At 67.7% G+C, this 14,140-nt stretch carries 13 protein-coding genes; 10 read left to right on the forward strand and 3 right to left on the reverse strand.

Going from position 1 to position 14,140, the window contains the following annotated elements; translation table 11 throughout:
- Positions 1-2: 2 nt before the first annotated feature.
- The 8 genes from mdcC (at position 3) to J4O73_RS22195 (ending at position 8,273) form a co-directional block, all read left to right on the forward strand.
- Positions 3-317: a malonate decarboxylase acyl carrier protein gene (mdcC, locus tag J4O73_RS22160; RefSeq protein WP_426220925.1), complete on the forward strand. Its 315-nt coding sequence runs from the start codon at positions 3-5 to the stop codon at positions 315-317.
- Entirely contained in the window at positions 314-1,228 is a 915-nt protein-coding gene (locus J4O73_RS22165) for a biotin-independent malonate decarboxylase subunit beta (protein WP_426220926.1), read from the forward strand. Before mdcC ends, J4O73_RS22165 begins: the two co-directional genes overlap by 4 nt.
- Positions 1,215-1,943, forward strand: coding sequence for a biotin-independent malonate decarboxylase subunit gamma (gene mdcE, locus J4O73_RS22170; RefSeq protein WP_426220928.1), 729 nt, complete (start codon positions 1,215-1,217; stop codon positions 1,941-1,943). The genes J4O73_RS22165 and mdcE overlap by 14 nt, the downstream gene beginning before the upstream one ends.
- Complete coding sequence (mdcG, locus tag J4O73_RS22175) at positions 1,933-2,580, forward strand: malonate decarboxylase holo-[acyl-carrier-protein] synthase (protein ID WP_426220930.1); 648 nt, start codon at positions 1,933-1,935, stop codon at positions 2,578-2,580. Before mdcE ends, mdcG begins: the two co-directional genes overlap by 11 nt.
- Positions 2,581-2,652: 72 nt before the next feature.
- Positions 2,653-3,576: an acyl transferase gene (locus J4O73_RS22180; protein WP_426220932.1), complete on the forward strand. Its 924-nt coding sequence runs from the start codon at positions 2,653-2,655 to the stop codon at positions 3,574-3,576.
- Positions 3,577-3,645: 69 nt separating this feature from the next.
- Positions 3,646-5,127 (forward strand): aldehyde dehydrogenase, encoded by a 1,482-nt coding sequence (locus J4O73_RS22185; RefSeq protein ID WP_426220934.1) that lies wholly within the window; start codon positions 3,646-3,648, stop codon positions 5,125-5,127.
- A 222-nt stretch (positions 5,128-5,349) separates the two neighbouring features.
- Entirely contained in the window at positions 5,350-7,056 is a 1,707-nt protein-coding gene (locus J4O73_RS22190) for an IlvD/Edd family dehydratase (protein ID WP_426220936.1), read from the forward strand.
- Positions 7,057-7,103: 47 nt separating this feature from the next.
- Entirely contained in the window at positions 7,104-8,273 is a 1,170-nt protein-coding gene (locus J4O73_RS22195) for an acetyl-CoA acetyltransferase (RefSeq protein WP_426220938.1), read from the forward strand.
- 158 nt (positions 8,274-8,431) lie between these two features.
- Here J4O73_RS22195 and J4O73_RS22200 read toward each other — a convergent pair whose 3' ends face one another.
- From J4O73_RS22200 to J4O73_RS22210, 3 genes are all read right to left on the reverse strand, one after another.
- Positions 8,432-9,724, reverse strand: coding sequence for an O-acetylhomoserine aminocarboxypropyltransferase/cysteine synthase family protein (locus J4O73_RS22200; RefSeq protein ID WP_426220939.1), 1,293 nt, complete (start codon positions 9,722-9,724; stop codon positions 8,432-8,434).
- Between the two features lie 71 nt (positions 9,725-9,795).
- Positions 9,796-10,182: a response regulator gene (locus J4O73_RS22205; protein ID WP_426220941.1), complete on the reverse strand. Its 387-nt coding sequence runs from the start codon at positions 10,180-10,182 to the stop codon at positions 9,796-9,798.
- Between the two features lie 117 nt (positions 10,183-10,299).
- Positions 10,300-10,956: an alpha/beta hydrolase gene (locus J4O73_RS22210; protein ID WP_238206433.1), complete on the reverse strand. Its 657-nt coding sequence runs from the start codon at positions 10,954-10,956 to the stop codon at positions 10,300-10,302.
- 267 nt (positions 10,957-11,223) lie between these two features.
- Between J4O73_RS22210 and J4O73_RS22215 the strand changes: the two genes are divergently transcribed.
- Both J4O73_RS22215 and sufB read left to right on the forward strand, forming a co-directional pair.
- Complete coding sequence (locus J4O73_RS22215; RefSeq protein ID WP_426220994.1) at positions 11,224-12,393, forward strand: cysteine desulfurase family protein; 1,170 nt, start codon at positions 11,224-11,226, stop codon at positions 12,391-12,393.
- Between the two features lie 67 nt (positions 12,394-12,460).
- Positions 12,461-13,930, forward strand: a complete 1,470-nt coding sequence (gene sufB / locus J4O73_RS22220; protein WP_426220943.1) for a Fe-S cluster assembly protein SufB — start codon at positions 12,461-12,463, stop codon at positions 13,928-13,930.
- Positions 13,931-14,140: the final 210 nt, after the last annotated feature.

Raw genomic sequence — 14,140 nt, forward strand, 5'->3', positions numbered from 1 at the left:
CCATGGAATCCCTGACGTTCCGCCACACCACGACGAAGCCGCTGCCCGGCTCCAAGGCCCAGGCGATCACCGGGGTCGTCGCCTCCGGCAATCTGGAGATCCTGCTGGAGCGGGTGCTGCCGCCGGATACGGTCGAGATCGCCATCGAGACGCCGATCGCGGGCTACGCCCAGGTCTGGGAAGCCGTAGTGGCCGATTTCGTCGCCCGCGCGCAGCCCGGCGGCGTGCGAATCTCGATAAACGACGGCGGCGCCCGGCCAGATACCGTCTCCCTGCGCCTGCTTCAGGGTGCGCGGCTCATGGAGATGGGGGCATGAGCCTGATCGATCGCGACCGCCTTTCCTGGTACGAGGCCAGCGCCCGCCGGCGCGTCGAGGCCCTGCTCGATCCCGGCAGCTTCGTAGAAGCCCTCGGCCCGGCCGAGCGGCGGATGAGCCCGCACCTGCCGCTCTTCGACCTGCCCCGCGCCTTCGATGACGGGATCGTCGTGGGCTCCGGCACCCTCGACGGGCGCACCGTATTCGTGGCCGCCCAGGAAGGCCGCTTCATGGGCGGCGCCTTCGGGGAGGTCCATGGCGGCAAGCTCGTGGGCCTGCTCCGCGCGGCCATCGAGGCCAAGCCCGCCGCCGTGCTCATCCTGTTCGATACCGGCGGCGTGCGTCTGCAGGAGGCCAATGCGGGTGAGACCGCCATCGCGGAGACCATGCGGGCGATCGCGGAGACCCGCGCGGCGGGCGTGCCCGTGATCGGGCTGATCGGCGGGCGAGCGGGCTGCTACGGCGGTGGCGGCTTGATCGCGGGCACCTGCTCGCGCCTCGCCGTCTCGGAAGGCGGGCGCATCTCGGTCTCGGGTCCCGAGGTGATCGAGACCAACAAGGGCGCCGAGGAATTCGATTCGAAGGACCGTGCGCTGGTCTGGCGCACCATGGGTGGCAAGCATCGCCGCCTGACCGGCGCCGCCGACGCCTTCTGCGAGGATACCGTCGCGGCCTTTCGCGCCGCCGCCCTCGACCTGATCGGCCGGGCCCCGGCCTTCGACCTCGCCACATTGGAGGCCGAGCATGCACGCCTGCGCGGGCGTCTCGCACAATTCGGCGCGTGCCAGGACGCGACGGAGGTGTGGGCGCGGCTCGGGGTCAACGATCCCGATGCGGTGCCCGCCATGGATACCCGCTCCTTCGAGGACACGGTGACCCGCGTGACGGAGGCGACCCATGACGCCCGCTAAGCCGCTCACCGACATCCTGGCCTCACTCTTCCCCGAAGGCCATGACGTCTCGGTCGCGGACGGCCTGATCGCGGGCGAGGGGCCCTTCGCCCGGGGGCGGATCAAGGTAATCGGCATCGACGGCGACACGCCGCTCGGCGTCGAGGGCGCCCTGACGCTCGCGGGCCACGTCCTCGATACGGTGCGGGCGGGGGGCGGCACGCCGATCCTCGTCGCGATCGATTCCGACAGCCAGCGCATGAGCCGCCGGGACGAGTTGCTGGGCCTCAACGAGTATCTCGCTCATCTGGCCAAAGCTCTGCTTCTGGCGGATCAGCAGGGGCACCCGACCATCGGGCTTCTGTACGGCCACTCGGCGGCGGGCGCATTCATCGCCACGGCGCTGGCGACGCGTGTGCTGGCCGCACTTCCGGGCGCCCATCCGAGCGTGATGGACCTGCCCTCTGTCTCCCGCGTCACCAAGCTTCCTCTGGAGACGCTTCAGGAGATGGCGAAATCGACCCCGGTCTTCGCGCCGGGCCTCGACAACATGCTCGCCACCGGTGCCGTTCACGCGGTCCTGAATCCGGCCGAGCCCCTGCGGCCGCAACTCGAAGCCCTAATCGCCGATCTGCCCGCTTCGGACGAGCGTGACCGGCTTGGCCGCGAACGGGGGGGGCGCCCGGTCGCGGAGGAGATCGCGAAGCTCGTCTCCGGCCGCCTCCGTGCGGTCTGACATCGCCCGCCACGACCTTGTTGCCGCCGATCCCGACGCCTGGGAAAGCCTACTCGCCGGGCGGCGAGATCTCGACGGGGCGCCTCATCTACGCGACTGGGCGCGGCTCGGCCGTCCGCTGATCGTCCGGCGCTTCGTGCCGGGGGAGGCGGGCGATGGCGTGCCGTTGGGCCTGCCCCTGCCGCCCGCTGACGGCAAGCGGCGGATCGGCCTCGCCCTGCCAACCAAAGCCGTGCAGACGGTCGATCCGCCGTCGCTCGCCGATGTGGCGTCCCACGCACCGGCCGCGTGGCAAGGGTCTATCGACGCTTTGCTGGCGCTGGCTCGCGACCACGGCCTGACGCCCCGGCCGTTCGGGGCCCTGTTCTGGCAAGCGGTCACGGACCTCACTTATCTGTCCGCCGCCTCGGACCTTGATCTGCTCTGGCCTTGCACGGGCGGCATTCCGCCGGGCCTGCTCGATGGCCTCGCCCACATCGACGCGCAATCGCCCATGCGCCTGGACGGGGAAATCCTTCTCGCCGATGGCGGTGGCGTGCACTGGCGCGAGTTGCACGACGCACCGGCGGGTGGCAGCGTGCTCGTGAAGTATCTCGACCGGGTGGCGATGCGGAACGCCGCCGACGTCATGCGCTGAGAAGTCTCCCGCCGTCATTGCGAGCGCAGCGAAGCAATGACGAAAAGGAGTAAGAGGGCCTTGGAACGACGCATGACCCTCGCGATCCTGCTGTCCGGCCAGGGCGGCCAGCATCCGGCGATGTTCGACCTCACGGCCGACCGGCCCGAGGCGGCACCGGTCTTCGAGGCGGCCAAGCCTCTGCTCGGCGGACGGGACCCTCGCGATCTCGCGAAGGCGGGGGAGGAGCTGCACGGCAACCGCTCTGGACAGATCCTGTGCTGCGTTTCGGCCCTGGCCGGATGGAGCATCATCGCGGCGGCCAAGCCCGGCCGGGCGATCGTGGCGGGCTACAGCATCGGAGATCTCGCCGCCTGGGGCGTGGCGGGGCGGTTCGATCCTGCCACCGTACTGCGCTTGGCCGCCGCCCGCGCCGAGGCGATGGATGCCGCTTCGGGCGAAGGCTTCGCCCTGGCGGGCATCAGGGGGATCGGCCTTCAGGCGCTCACCGGCCTCGCCCGCTCGCATGATGGTCACCTTGCTATCCGCAATGCCCCGGATAGCTTCGTGGTCGGCGGGCGGCGGGACGCCCTGGAACGCCTCTGCTGCGCAGCGACGGAGCGCGGTGCGCAGCGCGCCGTGGTGCTCCCCGTCGCGACGCCGTCGCATACGCCGCTTCTGGCTGTCGCCTCCGCGCGCTTCCGGGATCTCCTCGCGGCGGTCGAGCTGCATCGCCCGCCCCCCTCGGCACCGCGCCTTCTGAGCGGGCTCGACGGAGCGCCGGTCTTCGATGCGCGGACCGGGCTCGACAAGCTCGCGCGCCAAATTTCCGAGACGATCGATTGGGCGGCCTGCCTCGAAGCCTGCGGCGAATATGGAGCCGACCACGTGCTCGAGCTCGGCCCCGGCCATGCCCTCGCGACCATGGCGCAGGCGGCACTGCCTGCGGCGCGGGTCCATGCCTTCGACGCCTTCCGCACCGTCGACGGCGTGCTCGACTGGATCGGCCGGGGGTAAGCCGGAGGCTGGCCCTCATTGGGGCCTGAACCATATCCGGCCAGTCCGCCAAGTGAGGGAGACTGCCCCGTGAAGACCTATCAGCATTACATCGACGGCCAGTTCGTCGATCCGGTCGAGGGCGAGTGGTTCGACTCCATCGATCCCTATCGCGGCGAGCCCTGGGCGAAGATCCCACGGGGTTCGAAGGCGGATGTGGACCGGGCGGTCGCGGCAGCCAAGCGCGCCATGACCGAAGGCCCTTGGGCGAGCATGACCGCCTCCGCACGCGGCAAGGTACTGCGCAAGATCGGGGACATCGTGGAGCGGGAGGCGAAGCACCTCGCGGAGGTCGAGACCCGCGACAATGGCAAGCTCTTCGCCGAAATGCACGGCCAGACCCGCTACCAGCCGGAATGGTGGCACTACTATGCAGGCCTCGCGGACAAGATCGAGGGCGCACAGGTGCCGATCGACAAGCCCGAGACCTTCGCCTTCACCACGCACGAGCCGGTCGGCGTGGTCGGCGCGCTGACCGCCTGGAACTCGCCCCTGCTTTTCGTCGCCTGGAAGTGTGCTCCGGCGCTGGCAGCGGGCTGCTCGGTGGTGATCAAGCCGTCCGAATTCGCTTCGGCGAGCACTTTGGAATTTGCTGCCCTCCTCAAGGAGGCGGGCCTGCCGGACGGGATGCTCAACGTCGTGACCGGCTACGGCGGCGAGACGGGCGCGGCCATCGTGGAGCACCCCGACGTCGCCAAGATCACCTTCACCGGCTCGGACGTGACCGGCGCGCGGATCTATTCGGACGCCGCCAAGCAGATCAAACGCGTTTCCCTCGAACTCGGCGGCAAGTCACCCAACATCGTCTTCGCTGATGCCGACCTGAAGATGGCCGCCGCAGGCGCGATCTCCGGCATCTTCGCGGCCACCGGGCAGACCTGCATCGCGGGCTCGCGCCTCCTCGTGCAGAACAGCATCCGCGAGGATTTCACCGCCCGGCTGATCGAACTGGCAAAGTCGGCCAAGCTCGGCGACCCGATGGACGCAGGCACCAATATCGGCCCGATCACTACTCCGCCGCAGTATCAGAAGGTGTTGGACTACATCGCGGTAGCCAGGAGCGAGGGCGCGCGCTGCGTGTTCGGCGGCAATCCGGCGACGGGCGAGGGCGTAAAGGGCGGTCAGTTCGTCGAGCCGACGATCTTCGCCGACGTCACCAATACCATGCGGATCGCGCAGGAGGAGGTGTTCGGGCCGGTCCTGTCCATCATCGGCTTCGAGGACGAGGCCGAGGCGCTGAAGATCGGCAACGACGTGATCTACGGCCTCGCGGCGGGCGTCTGGACGCAGGATATCGGCCGGGCGATGCGGATGTCGAAGGGCCTCAAGGCGGGCACCGTCTGGGTGAACACCTATCGGGCGGTGAGCTACATGATGCCCTTCGGCGGCATGAAACGCTCTGGCCTTGGCCGCGAGAGCGGAATCGAATCCATCAAAGAGTATCTGGAGACCAAGAGCGTCTGGATCTCCACCAGCCGCGATGCGCCCGAGAACCCGTTCGTGATGCGGTAGGTTCGACAGCCAGACCGTCATTGCGAGGAACGAAGCAATCCAGGGATGCGCCACGGTCGGCATTGGCCCACCCGCCCCTGGATTGCTTCGCTCCGCTCGCAATGACGGTGTGCATTCGGGTGACTCAGATGCCCCCCGCCTATCGCTACGCCCTGACCGCGTTCATCCTCCTCGCCGTGGCGTGGATTGCCTTCCACCTGCGGTGAGGCCTGAGGAGTCACGATGACCGACGAACCGCACGGCCTCGACCGGGGCCTCACGAATTACGGCGATCGGGATTTTGCCCGCTACCTGCGCCGTTCCTTCGCCCGCTCGATGGGGATCTCCCCCCGGCTTCTGAACAAGCCGGTCGTCGGCATCGCCATGACGCCCTCCGGCTTCAACAATTGCCATCGGGGCATGCCGGAACTGGTGGAGGCGGTCTCACGCGGGGTGCTGGCGGCAGGCGCCCTGCCGCTGCCCTTCCCCACGGTGTCGCTGGGTGAGGTTTTCCTCAATCCCACCAGCATGATGTACCGCAACCTGATGGCCATGGACACGGAGGAGATGATCCTCGCCCAGCCCATGGATGCGGTGGTTCTGATCGGCGGCTGCGACAAGACCGTGCCCGCGCAACTGATGGGCGCGGCCTCCGCCGATCTGCCCGCGATCCAGCTCGTCACCGGGCCTATGTCCACCGGCCGCCATCGCGGACAGCGACTCGGTGCCTGCACCGATTGCCGGGGCTTCTGGGCGAAATACCGCGCCGGGACCGTCGATGGCGAGGAGATCGCCGAGGTCGAAGGCCGCCTCTCGGTCACGCAGGGCACCTGCGCGGTGATGGGCACGGCCTCGACCATGGCCTGTATCGCTGAGGCACTCGGCATGTCGCTCCCGGGAACGGCGGCGATTCCCGCCGTCCATTCGGACCGCTTGGTCGCCGCCGAGGAGACCGGCCGGGCCGCCGTCCGCCTGATCGACACGAAGATCCGCCCGAGCCAGGTCATCACGCAGAAGTCGGTCGAGAACGCGATCCGCGTGCTGATGGCGGTGTCGGGCTCGACCAACGCCATCGTCCACCTCACGGCCATCGCCGGGCGGCTCGGCATCCGGGTGCCCTACGATCGCTTCAACGCCATCTCCGACGAGACCCCCGTGCTGGTCGATCTCAAGCCGGTCGGCGACGGCTACATGGAGGACTTCCATGCGGCGGGCGGCATGGGCGCCCTTCTGCGCGAACTGCGCCCGCTCCTTCACCTCGATACGCTGGACGTGGAGGGCCGCACTCTGGCCGAGCGGCTCGATGAGCCGGAATCCTGGGTGGATCGCGCTGTGGTGCGCCCGTTCAGCAATCCGGTCTCGCCACAGGGCGGGCTCGTGGCACTGGGCGGGAGCCTCGCACCGGAGGGAGCGATCTTCAAGCGCGCTGCCGCGACGCCGAGCCTGTTCGAGACCGAGGGCAGGGCCGTGGTGTTCACGAGCCTCGAAGACCTGAGCCGCCGCATCGATGATCCCGATCTTGACGTGACGGCCGACGACATCCTCGTCCTCCAGAATGCCGGGCCGCACGCGGCGGGGATGCCTGAAGCCGGCTACCTGCCGATCCCCAAGAAGCTCGCCCGCGCCGGGGTGAAGGACATGGTCCGCATCTCGGATGCGCGCATGTCCGGCACGGCCTTCGGCTCCATCGTGCTGCACGTCGCGCCGGAGGCCGCCATCGGCGGGCCGCTCGCCGCCGTGCGCGACGGCGACCGCATCCGCTTGTCCGTGAGCGACAAACGCATCGACCTGCTGGTCGAACCGCAGGAAGTGGCACGGCGCCTCGCCTCGCATACGCCGCCCCCCTCCCCGGTGCGCGGCTACAAGGCCCTTTACCGGCGTAGCGTCACGCAGGCGCCAGAGGGCTGCGACTTCGACTTCCTGGCCGGCTCGTCACCTGCCCGCCCTTGATCCGGCACGAGCCCAAGCCCATCGTCCGGGCAACAGGAGAGGAAACGATGACGCGTGCCTGCATCGTGGGCTGGGCCCACACCCCCTTCGGCAAGCTCGAAGATCCGGACGTGGAAAGCCTGATCGCCCGCGTCTCCGGCGAGGCCCTGGCCCATGCGGGCGTCGGGGCGGAGGAGGTCGACGGCATCTATGTCGGCGTCATGAATACGGGTTTCTCGAAACAGGGCTTCGAAGGTTCCCTCGTCGCCCTGAACCAGCCCGCTCTGGCGCATGTCCCCTCGACCCACTTGGAGAATGCCTGTGCCACGGGTTCGGCAGCGCTCTATGCGGCGCTCGACTTCGTGGAATGCGGCCGGGGCCGTATCGCCCTCGTGGTCGGCGCGGAGAAGATGACCGCGAAATCCGTTGCCGAAACCGGGGACATCCTGCTCGGCGCCTCCTACCGGAAGGAGGAAGCCGAGATCGAGGGCGGGTTCGCAGGCGTGTTCGGCCGGATCGCGGCAGGTTACTTCCAGCGTTACGGCGACCGCAGCGAGGAGTTGGCGCGCATCGCCGCCAAGAACCACCGCAACGGCGTGGGCAACCCCTATGCGCAGCTGCGCAAGGATCTCGGCTTCGACTTCTGCAACAAAGTCTCCGACAAGAACCCCTATGTCGCCGCGCCCCTCCGGCGCACCGACTGCTCGCTGATTTCGGACGGGGCCGCCGCCATCGTCGTCGCCGATGCCGAGACCGCCGCGCGGCTGGAACGGGCCATCGGCTTCCGGGCGCGGGCGCAGGTCAACGACATCCTCCCGCTCTCTCGCCGCGACCCCACCGCCTTCGAGGGCGCCCGCCGCGCCTGGAGCAAGGCCCGCGAGCAGGCGGGCATCGCCAACGCGGACCTGTCCTTCGTGGAGACCCACGACTGCTTCACCATCGCCGAACTGCTCGAATACGAGGCGATGGGTCTGGCGGCGCCCGGCGAAGGCTATCGGATCGTCCGCGAGGGCATGACCGAGAAGGGCGGCAAGTTGCCGGTGAACCCCTCCGGCGGGCTCAAGGCCAAGGGGCACCCCGTCGGCGCGACCGGCGTCTCGATGCACGTGATGGCCTGCCTGCAACTCATGAACGAGGCGGGCGAGATGCAGGTGCCCGGCGCCGACCTCGCCGGGATCTTCAACATGGGCGGCGCGGCGGTCGCGAATTACGTGTCGATCCTCGAGCGGCGGAAATAGGCGCGCCGCCGCGGTATCATATTGGCATACCGCGGCGTTCGCGTGAGGATCCGAAGGGAAGCACCGCGACGAGGACCTTCGACCCCCCCGGCGGGCAAGCCGCTTTTCCAGACGCACAGGCGAGGGCGCCCTGCGGTGAGACCGCAGGGCGATCAGCCTTAGCCCGCCTGATCCAGTGCCTGCGTGATATCCGCGATCAGATCCTCGACGTTTTCCAATCCGATCGAGAGGCGCACCGTTTCCGGCCCGACGAATGCGATGGCCCTCTCGCTGGGCGAAAGTTGCCGGTGCGTCGTGGTGGCCGGGTGGATCGCCAGCGTCTTGATCTCACCGATGTTGACGAGGTGCGAGACGAGGTCGAGCGAGGTGATGAACTTCTTTGCCGCGGGCTCTCCGCCCTTCAGGGCGAAGGTGAAGATCGAACCCGGCCCCTGCGGTGAGTAGCGCGCGACATTGGCCTCACCGGTTTGACCCGGCAGGCCGGGATAGCTCACCCATTCCACCGCCGGATGATCCCTGAGGAAGGCTGCGACGGCCTTGGCGTTGGAACAGTGACGCTCCATGCGCAGGGGCAGGGTCTCGATACCGGTGAGCGTCAGGAAGGCGTTCATCGGCGAGAGGCCGGGCCCGAGATCGCGCAGACCGAACAGGCGGCAGGCGACGGCGAAGGACGTCTCCGGGAACCGCTCCGGGATGACGAGGCCGTCGTAATCCGGCCAGGGCTGGTTGATCAGGTCGTATCCGCCTGCCTTGACCCAATCGAAGGTGCCGCCATCGCAGATCACGCCGCCGATCACCTGTCCCGATCCCGCCAGGAACTTCGAGGTCGAGTGCACGACGATGTCGGCACCGTGCTCGATCGGCCGGATCAAAGCCGGGGAGGCGAGGGTGTTGTCCACGATCAGCGGCAGGCCATGACGCTTGGCCACCGCCGAGATCCCTTCGAGGTCCATCACGAAGCCGCAAGGATTCACGATGGATTCGCAGACGATCGCCTTGCAGTCGGGCGTGATCGCCGCCTCGAAATCCTCGGGCTCCATGCCGCGGGCGAAGCGGGGCTTCAGGTCGTAGCGGCCATCAAGACGGCGCATCAGGCCGAGCGAGCCGCCGAACAGGCGCGGCGAGGCGACGTAGGCATCGCCGCTGCGCATCAGCGTCATCAGCACGAGCAGCACCGCCGATTGGCCGGAAGCGACGGCGATGGCCGCCTTCGCCCCTTCCAAAGCCGCGACCCGCCGCTCCAGCGCCGCCACGGTCGGGTTCGAGCCGCGCGAATAGGAGAAGCCGGTCTTGCGAACGGCAAAGATGTCGGCCGCCTGCTCGGTCGATTCGAACACGAAGCCGTTCGTGAAATAGATCGGCTGTGCCCGCGCTCCGGTAGCCGGATCGGGGGCGGCGCCTGCGTGGATCGCCTTGGTCGCGAACCGGTGTTGTCGGGTCTCGTCGGTCATGGGACTCGTCGGATCGGGGCGCCCGCCGCTGTGCGGATCGGCCGCGGCCGGAAGGATGTGAACCTTATGGCTCAGGCCGCGCGACGAATGAAGGAGCGCAGGGTTCGGACCAGGGTTGTCGGTTCGTAGGGCTTCGGGATGAAGCGCGCGCCATCGGGCATGTCGTTCGGGCCGGGCGTGCCCATGCCGGACACCACCAGAACCGGGATGCCCGGCCAGCGATGGGCGACGAGGCGCGCAAGGGCGAAGCCGTCCATCGAGCCCTGCGGCATGTCCACGTCTGTCATCAGCACCTCCACGTCGTCCCGGTTCTCCAGGAGAGCGAGGGCCTTGTCGGCGTGCGAAGCCTCCAGAACCGTGAACCCAGCATCGGCAAGCGTATCCGACGCCTCCATCAGGAGGAGGCCGTCGTCTTCGACCAGCAGGACAACCGGTTGTTCGGAGGGGCTATCCGTCATCAGGCCTGGATGCGTTCCGCAGGGGGCAATTCGAAAGGGCGGCCCTATTCCCAGTGCCACCCGGCGTCAAGGTGAAGGGGTGGGACGCAGACGACCGCCCCCACCCGTGCCTGCGCCTCAGGCGGCCTCTTCCCGCTTGCCGAGACGCTTGTCGAGATAGGTGTCGACCGTCTGCGTCAGCTCATCGACCTTGCCGTCGAAGAAGTGGTTCGCTCCATCCACGATCTGGTGCTCGATGATGACGCCTTTCTGCGTCTTCACCTTCTCGATCACCGGCATCACCTCGCGGGCGGGCGCCACACGATCCTCGGAACCGTGGACGAACAGGCCTGAGGAAGGGCAGGGTGCCAGGAAGGTGAAGTCGTAGCGGTTGGCCATGGCCGCGATCGAGATGAAGCCCTCGATCTCCGGGCGGCGCATCAGCAGCTGCATGCCGATCCAGGAGCCGAACGACACGCCCGCGATCCAGCAGGCCTTCGCCTCCGGGTTCACCGCCTGCACCCAGTCGAGCGCCGCCGCCGCGTCGGACAGCTCACCCGAACCGTGGTCGAACGAGCCCTGGCTGCGGCCGACCCCGCGAAAATTGAAACGCAGGGCTGCAAAGCCGCGATTGGCGAATGTGTAGAAAAGATTGTACACAATTTGATTGTTCATCGTGCCGCCGAATTGCGGGTGCGGATGCAGCACGATGGCGATGGGAGCGCCGCGCTTCTTGGGGGCCTGATAGCGGCCTTCCAGACGCCCGGCGGGACCGGTGAAGATGACCTCTGGCATGTCTGACCTTTCGACTCGTCGCCCTCGACCGCCTGTTCCTGCACCGCAACGAGCCACCTTGACTCGATGGATGCACGCCATAAAAGCACTCTTAGAATAATTCTAGGTCATTAGAACTATTCTAAAGAGCGGCGCTGATCCACCGTTCGATAGCCTGCCGGGATCTGCTCGGCCGGAGGGACCGGTATTTCTCTCGGCGCGCCTTAACACGGCGAGCCACCCTGCGCGCAAGCAATTCGCGCGAATTGGAGACGAAGCTTTACGGTGATGGAGAGCAAGCGCGCCTATCTCGACCATAACGCGACCGCTCCTGTCCGTCCGGACGTGGTGGACGCGGTGGTGCGCGCGCTGACCCTGCCGGGCAATCCGTCCTCGGTTCATGCGGAGGGCCGGGCCGCGAGGGCTGCGCTGGAAGCGGCGCGCCATCAGGTCGCGACGCTCGTGGGCGCGCGTCCGGCGCAGGTGATCTTCACGAGCGGCGGGACCGAGGCGGCCAACGCCGTGCTCTCGGGCGCGCTGCGCCGCCGGGGCTGGGATGCGCCGACGCGACTTCTTTACTGTGCGAGCGAGCATCCCTGCGTCGCGGCGGGCCATCGCTTCCCGAACGAGGCGGTCGAAATCCTGCCGGTCACGCCGTCGGGCCTCCTCGATCTTGCGGCGCTTCAGGCGCGGCTCGATGCGTTGACCGACGAGACCGTCCTGATCTCGGTCCACGCGGCCAATAACGAGACCGGCGTGGTCCAACCGCTTGCCGAAATCGTGGCGTTAGCCCGCGCCCATGGCCGTACGCTCGTTCATAGCGACGCGGTGCAGGCTGTGGGCAAGATCCCTTTGGATTTCGCGTCACTCAACCTCGACGTGCTGACGCTCTCAGGCCACAAGTTCGCCGCCCCGAAGGGTGTCGGCGCGCTGGTCTTGGCCGACGACGTCACCCTCGAAGGCGCCTTCGTTCGGGGCGGCGGCCAGGAAAAGCGCCTGCGCTGCGGTACCGAAAGCCTTCCTTCCCTCGTTGGCATGGGTGAGGCCGCGCGGATCGCAAGCGAGTCGCTCCGCACGGAAGCCGCGCGGCTCGCCGCGCTGCGTGATCGCGCCGAGACGGGGATGCGCGCCCTGGCTCCGGATGCCGTGGTGTTCGGGGAAGGGTCACCGCGCCTGCCGAACACACTGAGCTTCGCCGTTCCGGGGCTCGACGCCCCGGCGGCGCTGATCGCCCTCGACCTCGCGGGGGTGGCGGTCTCGTCGGGGTCGGCCTGCTCTTCGGGCAAGGTCGCGCGCTCGGCGACGCTCGCGGCGATGGGGGTTCCGAGCACCCTGGCGGCGGGGGCGCTGAGGGTGAGTCTGGGCTGGAATACCGTGGAGGAAGATGTGTCGCGCTTCCTCCACGCCTTCGAACGGGTGGCGACATCCCTATATGAGAGGCGAGGGCGAGCGGCCTGAGGGCCGTATCCCGAGCTACATCCACACGCTTCCCGGCCCTTGACGCCGGGCATGCCAGGAGACGCTGATGCCTGCCGTGCAGGAAACCATCGACCGGGTCCGCTCGATCGACCTCGACCAGTACAAGTACGGGTTCGAGACCACCATCGAGATGGAGAAGTCCGAGAAGGGCATCTCCGAGGACGTCGTCCGCTTCATCTCGGCCAAGAAGGGCGAGCCGGAATGGCTGCTGGAGTGGCGCCTCGACGCCTACAAGCGCTGGCTGACGATGCAGGAGCCGGAATGGGCTCGCGTGTCGTACGACAAGGTCGATTACAACGACATCTATTACTACGCCGCGCCGAAGCGTCAGGGCCCCGAGTCGCTCGATGAGATCGACCCGGAGATCCTGAAGACCTACGAGAAGCTCGGCATCCCGCTGCGCGAGGTCGAGGTGCTGGAGGGCATCGCCCCCGAGCGCCGGGTGGCCGTGGACGCGGTGTTCGATTCCGTGTCGGTCGCCACGACCTTCAAGAAGGAGCTGTCGAAGGCCGGCGTGATCTTCATGCCGATCTCCGAGGCCGTGAAGGAATATCCGGACCTGGTGAAGAAGTATCTCGGCTCGGTCGTGCCGGTGACGGACAACTTCTTCGCGACGCTGAACTCGGCCGTCTTCTCGGATGGGTCGTTCGTCTACATCCCGCCGGGCGTGCGCTGCCCGATGGAGCTGTCGACCTATTTCCGCATCAACGAGCGCGATACCGGCCAGTTCGAGCGCACGCTGATCATCGCCGACAAGGGCTCGTACGTCTCGTATCTCGAAGGCTGCACAGCCCCGAAGCGTGACGACAACCAGCTCCACGCGGCCGTGGTCGAGCTGGTGGCCCTGGAGGATGCCGAGATCAAGTACTCGACGGTCCAGAACTGGTACCCGGGCGACAACGACGGTAAGGGCGGCATCTACAACTTCGTGACGAAGCGCGGCGATTGCCGTGGTGCCCGCTCGAAAATCTCGTGGACGCAGGTCGAGACCGGCTCGGCGATCACCTGGAAGTACCCGTCCTGCATCCTGCGCGGTGACGATTCCCGCGGCGAATTCTACTCGATCGCGGTGTCGAACGGCATGCAGCAGGTCGATTCCGGCACCAAGATGATCCACCTCGGCAAGAACACGACGAGCCGGATCATCTCGAAGGGCATTTCGGCCGGGCGTTCGCAGAACACCTACCGGGGTCTGGTCTCGGCCCATAAGAAGGCCAAGGGCGCGCGCAACTTCACCAACTGCGACTCGCTGCTGATCGGCGATCAGTGTGGGGCGCACACCGTGCCCTACATCGAGTCAAAGAACGCCTCCGCCGTGTTCGAGCACGAGGCCACCACCTCGAAGATCTCCGAGGAGCAGAAGTTCTACTGCCTGCAGCGCGGCCTCTCCGAGGAAGAAGCGACCGCGCTCATCGTCAACGGCTTCGTCCGCGACGTGCTGCAGCAGCTGCCGATGGAGTTCGCCGTCGAGGCCCAGAAGCTGATCTCGATCAGCCTCGAAGGCTCGGTGGGCTAAGCCACACGCACGACACTCCTCCCTCCCCCAGCACGGGGAGGGAGACAACCTGTGTCCTTCCCTGGACCTCATCCTGAGATGCCCGCGCCAGCGGGCCTCGAAGGAGGGCTCCGGAAGTCTCGGCGATCCCTGGAGGCCTCCTTCGAGGCTGCTTCGCAGCACCTCAGCGTGAGGTCGCGGAAGGGGTTGGAGGCGGCGGGGGGCATCCGC

Source organism: Methylobacterium sp. NFXW15 (assembly GCF_049887755.1).
In the GTDB taxonomy this organism is placed as follows: domain Bacteria; phylum Pseudomonadota; class Alphaproteobacteria; order Rhizobiales; family Beijerinckiaceae; genus Methylobacterium.